Genomic DNA, 16,978 nt, shown 5'->3' on the forward strand with positions numbered 1-16,978 from the left:
CGGTGCCATTCAACTAACAGTGATTAGTCGAACTTGTACTGCAGGCCTACCTTGACGTAGCGACCGGTGGCGCCGGAAGCGTCCATCGGGTTGAAGCTCATGCCGCCGTAGGTCAGCGCGTCCAGCGGCGCGACCTTGTCCAGCACGTTGTTCATCGACGCGAACAGCTGCAGCGATTTGCTCCAGGTGTAGCGGGTCGACATGTCCAGCGTGGTGAACGATGGCAGACGGCAAGCACCGTTCGGCGCATTGCTGCCGTCGGCGAAGGTCACGGCGCATTTGGCGCCTTCGTAGCGGATGTTTTTCAGGTCCGAACGATAGTTGACGTTGGCCGAAACGTTCCAGTCGCCCTTGTCCCACGACGTGATCAGATTGATCTTGTCTTTCGGCGTGCCGGCGCAGTCGGACGTATCGCAGTTGCCGTGGGTGCCGGCGAACTGGAAGGTCTGGCTCTTGTCGGCGCGTTCCCACGAAGCGGTGTGCGACCAGACCAGGTTGATGGTGGCCTTGCCGTAGGCGCCCAGACGCAGGCGCTGTTTGACGTCCAGGTCCACACCCTTGACTTCGGTGTAGCTGGAGTTCTGGTACGGCGCCTTCGACAGCAGCAGGGTGCCGGTGCCAGGAATCACGACGCCGTTGACCACCAGGTTGTTGTCGGCGCGGATCGCGGTCGGCAGGGCCGCCGCTTCAACATACGACAGCGGGTTGATTTCGTTGCTACGCTTGATTTTCCACGCGTCCAGCGACAGGTTGGTGTCGTTCAGCGGATCCCAGACCAGGCCCAGGGTGTAGCCTTTCGACTTTTCCGGTTGCAGGTTAGGGTTGCCCAGCTTGACCGCGCCGATGGTGATGTTGCAATCGAGCGAGGTCGCGCCGCCGGCCGCCGGCTTGCCGCCAGGGCAACGGACAGGATCGACCACCGACGAATTGCCGGTCGACTGGCTGGCCGGATTCGATTCCGCCACGCCTGGCGCACGGAAGCCTTCGGTGTAGGTGCCGCGCAGCGCGAAGCTCTTCACCGGGGTCCATTTCGCGCCCAGTTTCGGCGTGGTCGAGTTGAAGTTGGAGTAGTGGTCGTAACGCAGCGCGCCCGACAACTCAACCGTCTTCAGCACCGGCGCCAGCACCTCGGCGTAGATCGCCGAGACGTTGGTGTCGCCCTTGGCGGCCACGTAGGAGATGTTCGACGAACCGTCTTCGGAACCGGTCAGCGATGGGTTGTCCAGCTTCTCGCGGCGGTGTTCGGCGCCGATCGCCAGGCCCAGGTTACCGCCCGGCAGCGCGAACAGTTCACGCGTGGCCTTGACGTCGACGATGTTCAGCTCGGTGCTCGAGTTGGAGATCGCGTTCAAGCGCAGCGCGTCGTACAGCGATTGCGGGTTCTTCGATGCTTGCGCGCCGATGTAGTACGGGAAGTACTTGCTCTTCGGATCGCCCAGCGCCGACTTCAGCACGTTCATGTTCAGCTGGTTGGTCCACTCCAGGTACAGCTTGGAGCGCGAGTGGGTGAAACCGGCATCCCAGTCCCAGCCCAGGTTGCTGCCCTTGGCGCCCAGCACCACGCGGGTGAAGTCGTTGTTGGCGATGTGGTTGCTCGGGCCCAGGTCGAACATCGAGTAGCGCACGCGGGTGTCGACGCCGTAGATGTTTTGCGGGTGCGAACCGGCCATCAGCAGGTCGTTCGAGTACAGCGTCACGCCGGCCGGGTTGGCGGCGCTGGCAGGGAACACCACGTTCGGCGTGGCCGACACCGGCGCCAGCATGAACGAGCTGTTGCGCTTCGAGTAGCCCAGTTCGGTGTAGATCTGCAGGTCGGAGTTCACCTGCAGCGTGCCGCGGGTGTACAGGTTCAGCGATTCCACTTGCGGCTGGATGTCGCGGAACTGGTCCTGCGACCACAGGCAGCCGCCGGCGGCGTCCTGCTTGACGGTCTGCGAGAACTGCTGGCAACCGCCCAGCGAGGTGTAGTTGCCGGTCTTCGGATCGCGCAGCGCGCCGGTCGGCGTCGGCGACGAGGCGCCAGGGGTGATGAAGCCGCCCATGTACTGGGTGTTCTGCAGGTAGCCCCAAGGACGGATGTCGCCGTGGCCGATCCAGTTGCGGTCCTTGCGGTCGGACGCGGCCAGCGAGTCGGACTGCTTGTATTCGATGTTGAACACGACGTTGTACTTGTCGTCGTCCAGGTTGCCCTTGCCGACGGTGACGGCCAGGTTGTTCTGGTTCATGTCGCTGTAGCGCGAGGTGCCGGTGTCGGCCTTGACGGTGACGCCTTCGAAGTCCTTGCGCAGGATGATGTTGACCACGCCGGCGATGGCGTCGGCGCCGTAGGTCGACGAAGCGCCGTCCTTCAGCACTTCGATGCGTTCGACGATCTGCATCGGGATGGTCGACAGGTCGGTGAAGCTCTTCTGGCCGTCGTCGGCGCGCGCGAACGGCGCCATGCGGCGGCCGTTCAGCAGCACCAGGGTCGAGGTGGCGCCCAGGCCGCGCAGCGAGATCGCGGTCGAGCCGGCGGCGAAACCGCTGCCGAAGCCGGTCGGCAGGGAGCCGGCGCCGTCAACGGTCAGGGTTTGCAGGAATTCGGCGACGGTGGTCTTGCCGGACTTCATCAGTTCGTCGCGGGTGATCATTTGCACCGGCGAGGCGGTCTCGGCGGACGCGCGTTTGATGCTCGAACCCGTGATTTCCACGCGCTGGATGGCGGCGCCCGAAGTGGCGGCGTCTTGTGCGAAGGCTGGCGTGGCCAGGATGCTGACTGCTGCTACGCTGCCCGAGAACATCAGGCGCACGGAGCGGGATAAAACCGTTTCCATCATCATGAACAAAAACTCCAAAGAAAAACACAAACTCCAGGCTGGCCGCGCGGGAATGGGGGAAACCGCTGGGTCAGTCCATATCTTTCCGAAATATCCACAAATAAAGTATTTTCGGAAGGGCCGCATATAAACACCTTAGCAAGTTGCCTGTCAAACAAATTCGAAATTTATGACGCGTAAAAACAACGAAATGTGTAAAATTTACATTGCCTTTAGCAATTAAATGCTGCACTGCATGAATTATTCAGAATTTAAGTTTGTTCGCGGCATCGACCGTATGCGGTGCGCGGCGGGGTTTCTTCATGTGGATTCATAAATCGCATGCTGCGTTGCAGCATAAAAAGTGCTGGACAGCGACAACGGCGCCACTTCGGGCGACATAAATTGACATTCCTGCGAGGCAAAAAGTGCGCTATTGTTAAGCCATTTTGCTGTGTGAGGATGTGCTATGCAGGACTCTACATGGATCGCCGCGATGACCGTCGCCACGGCCGCCGCGTGCTGGCCGGCGACCGCGCCGGCGGCCGAGGCGGTCAAGACGCTGCGCTACATCCTGCCGGCCGCCGAGGCCAGTTTCGATCCGGCGCTCGGGCGCGACCTCTACACCGGCCACATCATCGAGGCCATCTTCGAGACGCTGTACACCTACGATTACCTGGCGCGGCCGGTCAAGCTGGCGCCATCGACGGCGGCCGCGCTGCCGGAAGTGTCGGCCGACGGCAAGAGCTACCTGATCCGGCTGAAGCCCGGCACCTACTTCACCCCCGACCCGGCCTTCGGCGGCAAGCCGCGCGAACTGACCGTGGCCGACTACATGTATTCATGGAAGCGGCTGTTCGATCCGAAACTGGCGTCGCCGAACAGCTGGCTGTTGGAGGGCAAGGTGGTCGGCCTGGACGCGCTGGCCGAGCAGGCCAGGCGGAGCGGCCGCTTCGACTACGACCAGGCGGTGGCGGGGCTGGAGCAGGTCGACCGCTATACGCTGCGCATCCACCTGACGCACACCGATTTCAACCTCGGCATGATCCTCGCCTATGAGCCGTTGTCGGCGGTGGCGCGCGAGGTGGTGGAGAAGTATGGCGACAGCAAGGGTGAAGTGGCCGGGCATCCGGTCGGCACCGGCGCTTACAAGCTGGGGCAGTGGATCCGTGGCAGCCGCATCGTGCTGGATGAAAACACCGGCCATCGCGCCGAGGTGTGGAACTTCCAGCCGGGCGGCGACGCCGACGACGAGCGCATCGTGCGCCAGATGAAGGGCAAGAAGATCCCGCAGATCGGCCGCGTCGAGATCAGCGTGCAGCTGGAGGATCAGTCGCGCTGGCTGTCCTTCACCAGCGGCGAAGCCGACCTGTTCTGGCTGGACGGCCCGCTGGCGCCGAAGGCGCTGTTGGACGGCAAGCTGCGGCCGGAGCTGGCGGCGCGCGGCGTGCAGCTGTCGCGCATCGTCGACCCGGAGCTCAGCTACTATTACTGGAACATGCAGGACCCGGTGGTCGGCGGCGTCGGCAAGGACAAGATCGCGCTGCGCCGCGCCATCGCCATGGCGCACGACGTCGACGAGGAAATCCGGCTGGTGCTCAATGGCGAGGCGCAGCGGCTGAATTACCCGATCCCGCCGGGCGTGGTCGGGCACGACCCGCGCTATCAGCCCTTGCTGCGCTACGATCCGGTGCTGGCCAACAAGCTGCTGGACCGCTACGGCTACAAGAAGGGCGCGGACGGCTGGCGCACGCTGCCGGACGGCAAACCGCTGAGCGTCACCTACACCTCGCGCAACGAGGCGGCCGGCGTGCTGATGGCCGAGCTGTGGCGCAAGACCTACAACCGGCTCGGCATCCGCATGGACAACCAGCGCAAGATCTTCAGCGATATCCAGAAGGCCGAGACGCTGTGCAAGGTGCAGACGCGCAGCTATCAATGGCTGGCGGATTATCCGGACGGCGACAATTTCATGCAGCTGTTCTACGGCGCCAACGTCGGCCAGAACAACAACGGCTGCCTCAAGGACGCGCAGTTCGACCAGTGGTTCGAGGCCAGCCACCGCATGCCGCCGGGACCGGAGCGCGACGCGCTGTACCGCCGCATGGCGCGCCGGCTGGAAGTGCTGGGCGCGGCGATGCCGGCGTATTCGCGCTATCGCAACATGCTGGCGCAGCCGGGCGTGATCGGGTATAAAAAGCACCCCATCCTGCATCAGGAATGGAAGTACATGGACATCGAACGCAAGGATCCGAAATAAATGTTTGCATACATAGTGCGGCGCTTGTGGCAGATGCTGCCGACCATGCTGGGCGTGGTGCTGCTGGTGTTTTTCCTGTTTAATTGGGTCGGCGGCGATCCCGCCTACATCCTGGCCGGCAAGATGGCCAACGCCGAGAGCATCGCCAACATCCGCCACCAGTTGGGCGTCGACCAGCCGTACTACGTGCAGCTGTGGATCTTCATCAAGCAGATCGCCAGCTTCGACTTCGGCCTGAGCTGGGCCACCGGCGAGCCGGTGTCCAACATCATCGCCACGCGGCTGGGGCCGTCGCTGACGGTGCTGATTCCGCTGACCTTGCTCGAGACCGTGATCGGCATCGCGCTGGCGCTGGCCGTCGCCTTCGTGCGCGGCTCGCTGACCGACCGGGTGGTGATGATCGCCTGCACCGTCGGCATGTCGGTCAGCATCCTGGTCTACATCATCGTGTTCCAGTACGGCCTGGCGTACAAGCTGGGCTGGTTCCCGGTGCAGGGCTGGGGCGAGAGCTTCTGGGAAAACCTGCTGCGCTACTCGACCTTGCCGATCGTGATCGGGCTGGCGGTGTCGATCGCGCCGACCTTGCGCCTGTTCCGCAGCTTCGTGCTGGACGAGGCGGGCCAGGACTATGTGCGCACCGCGCGCGCCAAGGGCCTGAGCGAACGGCGCGTGATGTGGGTGCACGTGCTGCGCAACGCGGCGATTCCGATCATCACCTATGTGATGTCGAACCTGCCGGCGCTGCTGATCGGCGCGTTCCTGCTGGAGCGTTTCTTCGGCATCCCGGGTATCGGGCGTGAAGTGATCCTGGCGGTGGAGCGCAGCGATTTCCCGGTGATTAAAGCGATTACCGTGTACGTGGCGGCCGCGACCATGTTGTTCAATCTGTTGACCGACCTGATGTACCAGGCGGTCGACCCACGGGTGCAGCTGACATGACGGCGCACGCTTCGGTGGGACTGTGGGGCCTGGCGTGGCGGCGTTTGCGCGCCGACCGGGTGGCGATGCTGTCGCTGGCGGTGGTGGCGGCGTTCCTGGCGATGCTGGTGTTGTCGGCGAGCGGGTTGATCGTCGCCGATTGGGAGGACGAGGTCGGGGTCAACTACGCGCCGCCAGGCTTCGTCGGCGCTGCCGCCGGCTCCGCCGCGTCTGCCGTCATGCCCGCCGCTGCGGCGCAGGCGCTGCCGGAGAACCTGTTCGATCCGCTGGCCGACGACATCCGCGCGCTGCGCGCGCCGGCGATCGACATGTATGGCGTGGCCGATCCGCTGGCGGACGACCTGGCGCAGCTGGGCGCCTCCGGCGTCGCGGCGGCCGGCGCCGGCAAGCGCGCGACGCTGCCGTTCGGCGCCGACAAATGGGGTCACGACATCATCAAGAAAACCATCAAGGGCGCCGAGACCTCGATCGTGGTCGGGCTGGTGTCGGCCTTGGTCGCGGTCGGGCTGGGCACCTTGTTCGGCGCGCTGTCCGGCTACTGCGGCGGCGTGGTGGACGACTTCTTCAACTGGTTCTACAGCATCTTCACCGCGATCCCGTCGGTGCTGATGATCCTGGCCGTGGCCGCCGTGCTGCAACAGAAGGGCGTGGTGACCATCGTACTGATCCTCGGCCTGACCGGCTGGACCGGCCCGTACCGCCTGATCCGCGCCGAATACATCAAGCACAAGGCGCGCGAATATGTGCTGGCCGCCGACGCCATCGGCGCCTCGCACTGGCGCCGCATGTTCGGCCACATCTTCCCCAACGTCAGCCACGTGGCGCTGGTGCAGATGTCGATCCTGGTGGTCGGCTTCATCAAGGCCGAGGTGATCCTGAGCTTCCTCGGCTTCGGCGTGCCGGTCGGCGTGGTGTCGTGGGGCAGCATGCTCAACGAGGCGCAGAACGAATTGATCCTCGGCCGCTGGTGGCAACTGACCGCCGCCGCCATCGCCATGGCGGTGCTGGTGACGGCGTTCTCGCTGTTCACCGACGCGCTGCGCGACGCACTCGATCCGAAGGTAAAGTGATGAACAATCTTCTCGAAGTCAGCAACCTGCGCATCGCCTTCCGCGTCGACCGCAAGACCACCGCCGAAGCCGTTAAAGGCATCTCGTTCGTGGTGCCGCGCAACGCCACGGTGGCGCTGGTCGGCGAATCCGGCAGTGGCAAGTCGGTCAGCTCACTGGCGGTGATGGGCCTGCTGCCGCCGGACACCACCGTCATCGATCCGGCCAGCAGCATCCGTTTCGACGGCCGCGAGATCCTGGGCATGTCGGCCGCCGAGCGGCGCGCCATGTGCGGCAAGGACGTGGCGATGATCTTCCAGGAGCCGATGTCGTCGCTCAACCCGGTGTTCACGGTCGGCGCGCAGATCGCCGAGGTGCTGCGGCTGCACATGCACATGAGTGCGGCCCAGGCGCGGCGCCGCACGCTGGAGTTGCTGGAGGAGGTCGGCATTCCCGATCCCGCCACCAAGATCGACGCCTACCCGAGCCAGATGTCCGGCGGCCAGCAGCAGCGGGTGATGATCGCGATGGCGATCGCCTGCGAGCCCAAGCTCCTGATCGCCGACGAGCCGACCACCGCGCTCGACGTCACGATCCAGAAGCAGATCATGGAGCTGATCGCGCGGCTGCAAAAGCGGCACGCGATGGCGGTGCTGTTCATCACCCACGACCTGGGACTGGTGGCCGAGATCGCCGACCATGTGATCGTCATGCGTCACGGCGAGGTGCGCGAGGCCGGCACCGCGCAGCAAGTGTTCGGCCAGCCGGCCGACGCCTACACCAGGGCGCTGCTGCATTGCCGCCCGACGTTGGACGCGCGGCCGTGGCGGCTGCCGGTGATCGCCGACTACCTGGACGCGCCGGACGCGCACCGTCCCGCCGGTGGCGACATCGCCGAAGGGCAGGGCGTGCGGTTGCTGCATCCGCTGGAACGCCAGCGCGGCAGCGCGCCGGACGACGAGCCGGTGCTGGTGGTGAAGAACCTCAGCAAGAGTTTCCATCTGCGCGAGGGCTGGTTCGGCAAGCGCGAGTTCAAGGCGGTCAAGGACGTCTCGTTCACGCTGGCGCGCGGCAAGACGCTGGGCGTGGTGGGCGAGTCCGGCTCCGGCAAGACCACGGTCGGGCTGACGCTGCTGCGGCTGCACCAGGCCACGGGCGGCACCGCGATGTTCGAGGGCCGCGACCTGATCGGCATGAGCGCGCGCGAGTTTCAGTCGTACAAACGGCGCATCCAGATCATTTTCCAGAATCCGTATGCGTCGCTGAACCCGCGCTTCACGGTCGGCGACATCCTGCTGGAGCCGATGCGCATCCACCGCATCGGCGCCGACGACCGCGAGCGCACCGCCGCAGCGTATTTACTCTTGGAAAAAGTTGGATTGCCCGCATCTGCCTTTCAGCGTTACCCGCACGAATTCTCGGGCGGCCAGCGGCAACGCATCGCCATCGCGCGTTGCCTGACGATGAAGCCGGAGATCCTGGTGTGCGACGAATCGGTGTCCGCGCTGGACGTGTCGGTGCAGGCGCAGGTGCTGAACCTGCTGCAGGATTTGCAGGATGAGTTCGGGCTGTCGTACATCTTCATCTCGCACGACCTGTCGGTGGTGAAATACATCGCCGATCAGGTGATGGTGATGCATCAGGGCGCGGTGATGGAGCTGGCGGACTCGGACCAGCTGTACCGCGATCCGCAACACCCCTACACGCGCGCGCTGCTGGCGGCGATCCCGCGTCACGGTTAAGCGTTTCCACCCAGGCGCGCGCCGTTCGCGCCGAACCTGCATCACGGTTAAGGCGTTTTTAAGTTAAGATATCCCTATGGCGAACTTAATCCTTCTGTTGCAAGAGTACGGCGTGCTGATCGTGTTTGCGGTCGTGCTGATCGAACAGATCGGCATGCCCATTCCTGCGTTCCCGCTGCTCATCGTCGCCGGCGCCCTGTCGGTCGACGGCGACACCAGCGCGCTCATGGTGCTGGCCGCCGCCATGTGCGCTTGCTTCATCAGCGACTCGTTCTGGTTCCGTGCCGGCCGCCATTACGGCAAGCGCATCCTCAAGCTGCTGTGCAAGATTTCCCTGTCGCCCGATTACTGCGTCAGCCAGACCGAAGACAATTTCCGCCGCTGGGGTCCGAAGGCCCTGATCGTCGCCAAGTTCATTCCAGGCTTCAACACCATCGCACCCCCGCTGTCGGGCGCGCTCGGTACCCGCGCCGTGACCTTCTACACCTTCAGCACCATGGGCGGCTTGCTGTGGGGCGCCACCGGCATCGGCATCGGCGTGTTCTTCCATTCCAGCGTCGACCAGGTGCTGGACATCCTCAGCACCATGGGCACCACCGCGCTGATCGTGCTGGGCACCTTGCTGCTGATGTTCGTGCTGTTCAAATATGTCGAGCGGCGCCGCTTCCGCCAGTCGGTGGAAATCGAACGCATCACCATCGACGACTTGAAGGCCTTGCTGGAGCAGGGCAAGGATCCGGTCCTGGTCGACGCGCGCAGCACCACCGCGCAGCTGCTGGAACCGGCGATTCCCGGCGCGCTGCTGTTCAACGGCGGCGAGACGATGCCGAACCTGGTGGCTGGACTGGACAAGAAACGCCACATCATCGTGTATTGCAGCTGTCCCAACGACGTCACCGCCGCCCATGTGGCCAAGCAACTGATCGGCTATGGCTACAACTATGCCAAGCCGCTGCACGGCGGGCTGGATGCATGGAACGCCGAATTCGGCGAACGCCAACAGCCGGTGCCGGTCGACAACCACGCCTCCGCGTAAGCGTCTGCCACCGCTCGCCGCCCCGACCGGGCGGTTTTTAAGCGTCAATCATGGAAGCGCTTCCACATCAGCATCTGGTAGCTATACTACGTAGAAAATATTTCGCAATACAGTTTCGTGTAGCAAACCTGCTTCAACTGTACTAAAACTACAAACTTCGCTTGCCTGCTGCGGTGAAAATACTTTAAGCTTAGACTTCAACTATTTTCGATCTATCATGACAGCCCAGTCCCTACAAACGCCTCCCTCCCTGACCACCGCATTCCCTGGTGGCCCGCGTCTGCTGGCGGATATCGGCGGAACCAATGCGCGCTTCGCGCTGGAAACCGCCCCGGGCAAGATTGAGGCGATCGAAGTATTGGCTTGCGCCGCGTATCCGACCCTGGCCGCCGCCCTGGTCGCTTACCTGGCCTCGCCGACCGTCGCCCAGGCCGGCGTCACCGGGATCAGGAATGGCGCGATCGCGATCGCCAATCCTGTCACCGGCGACATGGTGCGCATGACCAACCACCACTGGGAATTCTCGATCGAGGCGCTGCGCCGCGAAGTCAACTTCGACGTGTTGGTCGTGGTCAACGACTTCACCGCGCTGGCCAGTTCGCTGCCGCACCTGTCGGCGAACCAGAAGCACCAGGTCGGCGGCGGCGTCGGCATCGACGGCACCCCGCTGGGCCTGATCGGCGCCGGTACCGGCCTCGGCGTCTCCGGCCTGATCCCGGGCAAGGATGGCTGGACCGCGCTGCAGAGCGAGGGCGGCCACGTCACCTTCTCGCCGGCCAATGCCCTGGAAGTCGCGATCCTGCAATTCGCCTGGAAAGAATTCGACCACGTGTCCGCCGAGCGCCTGATGTCCGGCGCCGGCATCGAGCTGATCTACCGCGCGCTGGCCGACCACACCGGCGTGCCGGCCGAGCAGCTGACGCCGTCCGACATCTCGCGCCGCGCGCTGTCGGGCGAGTGCCCGCTGTGCGACGCCGCCATCGAAGCCTTCTGCTGCATGCTGGGCACGATCGCCGGCAATATCGCCGTGACCCTGGGCGCGCAGGGCGGCATCTACATCGGCGGCGGCATCGTGCCGAAGCTGGGCGCGCGTTTCGACCGCTCCGGCTTCCGCGAGCGCTTCGAAGCCAAGAACCGCTTCAAGCAATACCTGTCCGCCGTGCCGGTGTGGGTGATCACCGCTGAATACCCGGCATTTGTTGGTGTTTCGGCAATCTTGTCGGATCGGCTTGCCGCTGCGTAAGCCTCGTTACATTTCGATGAACTCGAAACGCGCGTTTTGCGGTTTTATCAGGTACAATTCGGCTGGTTGGATGAAACGTCTGGCTTCCTGCCCACGTTTCACGTAGAAAGCAACGGTTTTGGCCGTTGCCGGCATGTCTCTCTCTCCCGCCTGGTGTGCATCGGCCCTGGCGTCGGAAAAACAGCTTCAGCGAGTATTTCCAGCAGGCGGCATCTTTGGTGCCGGCCACAGCCTCACTGAATGTGATTGATTTCTTTCTTGCATGAATATGCAACCACAAGATTGCTATGGATACAGCTGAGGCTAAAAGAGTCCTCGAAACCGCCTTGCTATGCGCTCGTGAGCCCTTGTCGATCCACAGCCTGAAAAAGCTGTTTGTCGAAGTGGACGATCAAGACCGGCCGCGCGGCCCCGGAGTGGGTTCCGACACGATCAAGGAATTGCTGGAAGAGTTAAGGCTGGACTGGAGCGGCAAGGGCGTGGAAGTGATCAGCCTGTCGACCGGTTGGCGCTTCCAGAGCCGTCCCGAGATGAAGTTGTATCTCGACCGGATGAATCCGGAAAAACCGCCCAAGTATTCGCGGGCCACGCTGGAGACGCTGGCGATCATCGCCTACCGCCAGCCGGTGACGCGGGGCGACATTGAAGAAATACGCGGCGTCGCCGTCAATTCGCAGACGATCAAAATGCTGGAGGACCGTGGTTGGGTGGACGCCATCGGTTACCGCGATGTCGTCGGCCGCCCGGCTTTGCTGGGCACCACCAAGCAGTTTTTGGATGACCTGGGTTTGAATTCGCTGTCCCAGCTGCCGCCGTTGCAGCAAATCAGCGAGATGCAGGGTGGCGGTATGGAAGCGCTGGAAGCGGCCCTGCAGGAAAACTTTGACAAAGCGGCGCACAGCGCCGAGCAACAACACGATGGTACGGAGAGCGAGTTGCGTGCGGCTGAAACACAAGCCGCGACTAGCCCGGAAGCCGGCCAAGAAGCACTTACTACTCACGACCCTGCGCCAGATTTAACGGTTGACGCTGAGCACAACCAAGAAACGAACAATGAACAAATCTAATTCCCCAGAGACAGTCAACGACGCAGTGCCGGCCGAAGTCGCCGCCAAGCCTAAACGCCGCACCAAAGCCCAGATCGAAGCCGACACCGCCGCTGCCGCAGCCGCCGCGCCGGCCGTCAAGGCCAAGCGCAAGCCGAAGGCGGAAGCCGACGGCGAGTCGCCAGCGCCAGCCGCCACGGCCGCCGCTCCAGCCGCAGCCGCCAGCGCCCCGGCCCCAGCCGACGCCGTCGCCGCAGTGAAGAAGCCGCGCGCCAAACCGGCCGCCAAAGCAGCTGACGCGAGCGCCGCCGCCGACAAGCCGGCCGCCGCCGCACCAGCCGCCGCCGCGCCAGCGAAAGCCGCATCGGCCAAGCCTGCCGTCGCCACGCCAGCTGACGCAGCACCAACCGCCGCCGCGCCAGCGAAGGCCGCATCGGCCAAGCCAGCCGTCGCGACGCCAGCCGACGCAGCACCATCGGCACCAGCCGCCGCGCCAGCCGCCGCCGCAACTTCGGCCAAGCCGGCCGCCGCGCCGACCGCCGCCGCACCGTCGGCCGCGCCAGCCGCAGCCGTAGCCGCCGATGGCGCCGCCCCGGCCGCGCCAGCCCCGCGTCCGCCACGCGCCCGCAAAGCCGCCGCCTTGAAGGCTGAAGCCTCCGCCGGCGAAGCATCGCCGACCGACGCGATGGACGGCGCCCCGAGCGCCGCCCAAGCCGACGCCGGCCCACGCGCCCCGCGCGGCCCACGCCAGATGCGCGAAATCCGCGCCGCCCGCGAAGCCTCGAAGCCGCGTCCTGAACCCGTGGTGGCCGCCGAAGGCGAAGCAGCGCCGGCAGTCGAAGGCGCCGCGCCGACCGAAGGCAAGCCACGCCACGAGCGCGGCCCACGCCCTGAAGGCCAGCGCAACGGCAAAAACGGCAAGAACGGTAAAAACGGCAAACCACGCAACGGCCAGGGCGGCCAAGGCGGCCAGAACGCCGGCGGCAAGCCGAACGACGCCGATGCCGCATTCTCCTTCGTCACCTCCGACGCCTTCGACAGCGAAGACGGCGGCAAAGGCCGTCACGCGCCGAAAGCCGTGCGCCGCGACCTGACCTCGGACGACGACGCACCGAAGCTGCACAAAGTCCTGGCCGAAGCCGGCCTCGGCTCGCGCCGCGACATGGAAGACCTGATCGTTGCCGGCCGCGTCTCGGTCAACGGCGAGCCGGCCCACATCGGCCAGCGCATCCTGCCGACCGACGCGGTCCGCATCAATGGCAAGCTGATCCAGCGTCGCGTCAGCAAGAAGCCGCCGCGCGTGCTGGTGTACCACAAGCCGGCCGGCGAAATCGTCAGCCACGACGACCCGGACGGCCGCCCATCGGTGTTCGACCGCCTGCCGACCATGAAAGCCGGCAAATGGCTGGCCATCGGCCGCCTCGACTTCAACACCGAAGGCTTGCTGCTGTTCACCACCTCCGGTGACCTGGCCAACCGCCTGATGCACCCGCGCTACAGCATCGACCGCGAATACGCGGTGCGCACGCTGGGCGTGCTGGAAGAAGGCATGCGCCAGAAACTGCTGGCCGGCGTCGAGCTGGAAGACGGCCTGGCGCAGTTCTCCAAGATCGCCGACGGCGGCGGCGAAGGCATCAACAAATGGTACCGCGTGATCATCGGCGAAGGCCGTAACCGCGAAGTGCGCCGCATGTTCGAAGCGATCGGCCTGACCGTGTCGCGCCTGATCCGTACCCGCTACGGCGCCATGACCCTGCCAAGCAGCCTGAAACGCGGCCGCTGGGAAGAGATGGAAGAAAACACCGTGCGCGACCTGCTGGCCGCCTACGGCGTCGAGAAAAAAGGCGGCGCCGACGCGCCGGCGCCGGCACGCGGCGCCAAGCCTGCCGCGCAAGGCGCCAAGCCGGCCCAGAACAAGGGTCCGGAAAAGCGTCCGCAGCGCGGCGGTCCGCAGGTCGAACGTGGCAACGAGCGCCTCGATGACCGCGATTTCGACGACGATGACGACGACAGCGACGAACCGAACTTCAACCGCGCCGATGTCAGCAACGACAACGCCATGCCATTCGCCAAGTCGCCACGCGGCAACGGCGGCCGGGGTGGTTTCGGCGGCGGCCAGGGCCGCCCGGGCGGTAACGGCGGCCAAGGCGGCATGGGCGGCCAAGGCGGCGGCCAGGGGCGTCCAGGCGCCGGCGCCGGCGGCAAGGGCCGTCCAGGCGGCGCCCAGGGCTCCGGCCGTCCAGGCGGTCGCCCGACCGGCATCGGCGGCTATGCCGGCGGTCGTCCGCTGGGTGAAGGTCCGGCGCGTCCGCAAGGGCAGGGCGGTCGTCCGCAAGGCCAGGGTCGTCCGCAGGGCGGCGGCCAGGGCGGAGCAGGCGGCCAGGGACAGGGCGGTGGCCAGCAGGCCAAGGGTCCAAGCCGTGGTCCGCGCCAGCCGGATCCGCTGCAGACGACTTTCGGCTTCGGCAACAGCAGCGCGCCGCGCCGCAACCAGCCGCCGCGCGGCGGCGCCATCGACCACGGCATGCCGCGGCGCCGGAAAGGTTGAAAAGACCTCTTGTAGCCTCATTTAAACTGTTGTTACGCTGCTTTTCGTGGTATGTCGATTGCAGCAAAGTTCATATAAGGTTATAATAACCAGCCTAGTAAAAGTTCTTCAGAGGGTAATTCCTTCAGGACGCTTTCATCTGGCTGGTATTACAAGAAGATGGGCACTTGCCCATTTTTTTTTTGTTGAACCGTTTTGAACGGTCCGTTTTTATTGAAAGAAACGGGCCTTGAATTGGAGAATTTTCTTGCAGCTGCCGGATTTAATTGAAAAGACCGTCGCCGGTCTGGGCTATGAGCTGGTTGATGTCGAACGGGCCGAGCGCGGAGTGCTGCGCGTGTTTATCGATTTCACCGCTGCCGACGCCGAAGAAAAAGGCCCGATCACCGTAGAGGATTGCGCTACGGTCAGTCATCAGCTGTCGCACGTGCTGACGGTCGAGAACGTGAACTACGAGCGTCTCGAAATCTCGTCGCCAGGGCTGGATCGCCCGGTGCGCAAGCTGGAAGACTTCGTTCGTTTCGCCGGGAGCGAAGCGATCGTCAAACTGAACATCGCGATGCCGGGTACGAACAACCGGAAATCGTTCCAGGGGATTTTGCAAGCACCCCAGGGCGACAAATTGTCGTTGGAATTTGAAGGTACTGATGGTCCGGCGCTGTTGGAGTTTACGCTCGCCGATATGGATAAGGCACGCTTGGTGCCGCAGGTGGTTTTTAAGGGACGCAAAGCATGAGTCGCGAAGTTTTGTTATTGGTAGACGCGCTGGCGCGTGAAAAAAACGTCGATAAGGATGTCGTATTCGGCGCGCTGGAATTCGCGTTGGCGCAAGCCACGAAGAAACGCTATGAAGGTGAAGTCGACATTCGCGTTTCGATCGATCGCGAATCGGGCGAATTCGAATCCTTCCGCCGCTGGCACGTTGTGCCCGACGAGGCCGGCCTGCAACTGCCGGACCAGGAAATCCTGCATTTCGAAGCCAAAGAGCAGATCTCCGATATCGAAGTGGACGACCACATCGAAGAACCGATCGAATCCGTCGAGTTCGGCCGCCGCTTCGCCCAGGACACCAAACAGGTGGTCCTGCAGCGCGTGCGTGACGCCGAGCGCGAACAGATCCTGGTCGACTTCCTGGAGCGCGGCGACTCGCTCGTGACCGGCACCATCAAGCGCATGGAACGCGGCGACGCGATCGTCGAATCCGGCAAGATCGAAGCCCGCCTGCCGCGCGACCAGATGATCCCGAAAGAGAATCTGCGCATCGGCGACCGCGTCCGCGCCTTCATCCTGCGCATCGACCGCAATATGCGCGGCCCGCAGGTGATCCTGTCGCGCACCGCGCCGGACTTCATCATGAAGCTGTTCGAGCTGGAAGTGCCGGAAATCGAGCAAGGCATGCTGGAAATTAAATCGGCCGCCCGCGACGCCGGCGTCCGCGCCAAGATCGCCGTCTACACCGCCGACAAGCGCATCGACCCGATCGGTACTTGCGTCGGCATGCGCGGTTCGCGCGTCCAGGCCGTCACCGGCGAGCTGGGCGGCGAACGCGTCGACATCGTGTTGTGGTCGGAAGATCCGGCGCAGTTCGTCATCGGCGCGCTGGCCCCGGCCAACGTTTCGTCGATCATGGTCGATGAAGAGAAGCACGCGATGGACGTCGTGGTCGACGAAGAAAACCTGGCGATCGCGATCGGCCGCTCCGGCCAGAACGTCCGCCTGGCGTCCGACCTGACCGGCTGGAAGATCAACATCATGACGGCCGAGGAATCGGCCGACAAGGCAGCCCAGGAAACCGCGGCGGTGCGTGCACTGTTCATGGAAAAACTGGACGTCGATCAGGAAGTCGCCGACATCCTGGTGGAAGAGGGCTTTGCCAGCCTGGAAGAAATCGCCTACGTGCCGATCTCCGAAATGCTGGAAATCGAATCGTTCGACGAAGATACCGTCAACGAACTGCGCACCCGCGCCCGTGACGCCCTGGTCACCGAAGCGATCGCTTCGGAAGAAGGCCTGGAAGGCATGGACGAGGCGCTGGTCGGTCTGGAAGGCATGGACCGCGTCACCGCCGGCAAGCTGGGCCTGGCTGGTATCAAGACTGTAGAAGCATTTGCTGCACTGGCCTACGACGAATTCGGCGCCATCCTGGCGCTGTCCGCCGACCGTGCACGAGAACTGATTAAGAGTGAATTTGAAGATGTGACCGACGATGAGATGAAGTTGGTTGACTCAAAGTACGACGATCGTGCCAAAGGCTTGCAAGCCAAGGCATGGAGTCTTGCCGAATCCGCAAAGGCTTAATTTGAGTATCTTTATCATCTCC

At 64.1% G+C, this 16,978-nt stretch carries 11 protein-coding genes; 10 read left to right on the forward strand and 1 reads right to left on the reverse strand.

The genetic code is table 11. From position 1 onward, the window contains the following. Nucleotides 1-23: 23 nt before the first annotated feature. On the reverse strand, nucleotides 24-2,819 hold the full coding sequence (locus tag GW587_RS17285) for a TonB-dependent receptor (RefSeq protein WP_229259496.1): 2,796 nt from the start codon (nucleotides 2,817-2,819) through the stop codon (nucleotides 24-26). 445 nt (nucleotides 2,820-3,264) lie between these two features. Here GW587_RS17285 and GW587_RS17290 point away from each other — a divergent pair, with 445 nt between their 5' ends. From GW587_RS17290 to nusA, 10 genes are all read left to right on the forward strand, one after another. Continuing rightward, the gene (locus GW587_RS17290) at nucleotides 3,265-5,055 is read left to right on the forward strand and encodes an ABC transporter substrate-binding protein (protein ID WP_371875607.1); all 1,791 of its coding nucleotides are present in this window, start codon (nucleotides 3,265-3,267) and stop codon (nucleotides 5,053-5,055) included. Then, nucleotides 5,056-5,994, forward strand: coding sequence for an ABC transporter permease (locus GW587_RS17295; protein WP_166105498.1), 939 nt, complete (start codon nucleotides 5,056-5,058; stop codon nucleotides 5,992-5,994). It abuts the gene before it with no gap. Continuing rightward, a complete protein-coding gene (locus tag GW587_RS17300; protein WP_166105500.1) occupies nucleotides 5,991-7,064 on the forward strand; it encodes an ABC transporter permease in 1,074 nt (357 codons plus the stop codon). The genes GW587_RS17295 and GW587_RS17300 overlap by 4 nt, the downstream gene beginning before the upstream one ends. Continuing rightward, nucleotides 7,064-8,785: an ABC transporter ATP-binding protein gene (locus tag GW587_RS17305; RefSeq protein WP_166105502.1), complete on the forward strand. Its 1,722-nt coding sequence runs from the start codon at nucleotides 7,064-7,066 to the stop codon at nucleotides 8,783-8,785. The genes GW587_RS17300 and GW587_RS17305 overlap by 1 nt, the downstream gene beginning before the upstream one ends. Nucleotides 8,786-8,861: 76 nt before the next feature. After that, on the forward strand, nucleotides 8,862-9,821 hold the full coding sequence (locus GW587_RS17310) for a VTT domain-containing protein (protein WP_166105504.1): 960 nt from the start codon (nucleotides 8,862-8,864) through the stop codon (nucleotides 9,819-9,821). A 217-nt stretch (nucleotides 9,822-10,038) separates the two neighbouring features. After that, the gene (locus GW587_RS17315) at nucleotides 10,039-11,064 is read left to right on the forward strand and encodes a glucokinase (RefSeq protein ID WP_166105506.1); all 1,026 of its coding nucleotides are present in this window, start codon (nucleotides 10,039-10,041) and stop codon (nucleotides 11,062-11,064) included. A gap of 287 nt (nucleotides 11,065-11,351) precedes the next feature. After that, on the forward strand, nucleotides 11,352-12,131 hold the full coding sequence (gene scpB / locus GW587_RS17320) for an SMC-Scp complex subunit ScpB (protein ID WP_166105508.1): 780 nt from the start codon (nucleotides 11,352-11,354) through the stop codon (nucleotides 12,129-12,131). Next, a complete protein-coding gene (locus GW587_RS17325; protein WP_207393528.1) occupies nucleotides 12,118-14,658 on the forward strand; it encodes a pseudouridine synthase in 2,541 nt (846 codons plus the stop codon). The genes scpB and GW587_RS17325 overlap by 14 nt, the downstream gene beginning before the upstream one ends. A gap of 247 nt (nucleotides 14,659-14,905) precedes the next feature. After that, nucleotides 14,906-15,394, forward strand: a complete 489-nt coding sequence (gene rimP / locus GW587_RS17330; protein WP_166105510.1) for a ribosome maturation factor RimP — start codon at nucleotides 14,906-14,908, stop codon at nucleotides 15,392-15,394. Next, entirely contained in the window at nucleotides 15,391-16,956 is a 1,566-nt protein-coding gene (nusA, locus tag GW587_RS17335; RefSeq protein WP_166105512.1) for a transcription termination factor NusA, read from the forward strand. Before rimP ends, nusA begins: the two co-directional genes overlap by 4 nt. Nucleotides 16,957-16,978 lie beyond the last annotated feature (22 nt).

The organism is Duganella aceris, from assembly GCF_011090165.1.
In the GTDB taxonomy this organism is placed as follows: Bacteria; Pseudomonadota; Gammaproteobacteria; order Burkholderiales; family Burkholderiaceae_D; genus Rugamonas; species Rugamonas aceris.

Excerpts from the sequence above, each read along its gene's own strand:
- GW587_RS17285 (WP_229259496.1), bottom strand. The coding sequence starts at position 2,819 with ATGATGATGGAAACGGTTTTATCCCGCTCCGTGCGCCTGATGTTCTCG.
- GW587_RS17290 (WP_371875607.1), top strand. The coding sequence starts at position 3,265 with ATGCAGGACTCTACATGGATCGCCGCGATGACCGTCGCCACGGCCGCC.
- GW587_RS17295 (WP_166105498.1), top strand. The coding sequence starts at position 5,056 with ATGTTTGCATACATAGTGCGGCGCTTGTGGCAGATGCTGCCGACCATG.
- GW587_RS17300 (WP_166105500.1), top strand. The coding sequence starts at position 5,991 with ATGACGGCGCACGCTTCGGTGGGACTGTGGGGCCTGGCGTGGCGGCGT.
- GW587_RS17305 (WP_166105502.1), top strand. The coding sequence starts at position 7,064 with ATGAACAATCTTCTCGAAGTCAGCAACCTGCGCATCGCCTTCCGCGTC.
- GW587_RS17310 (WP_166105504.1), top strand. The coding sequence starts at position 8,862 with ATGGCGAACTTAATCCTTCTGTTGCAAGAGTACGGCGTGCTGATCGTG.
- GW587_RS17315 (WP_166105506.1), top strand. The coding sequence starts at position 10,039 with ATGACAGCCCAGTCCCTACAAACGCCTCCCTCCCTGACCACCGCATTC.
- scpB (WP_166105508.1), top strand. The coding sequence starts at position 11,352 with ATGGATACAGCTGAGGCTAAAAGAGTCCTCGAAACCGCCTTGCTATGC.
- GW587_RS17325 (WP_207393528.1), top strand. The coding sequence starts at position 12,118 with ATGAACAAATCTAATTCCCCAGAGACAGTCAACGACGCAGTGCCGGCC.
- nusA (WP_166105512.1), top strand. The coding sequence starts at position 15,391 with ATGAGTCGCGAAGTTTTGTTATTGGTAGACGCGCTGGCGCGTGAAAAA.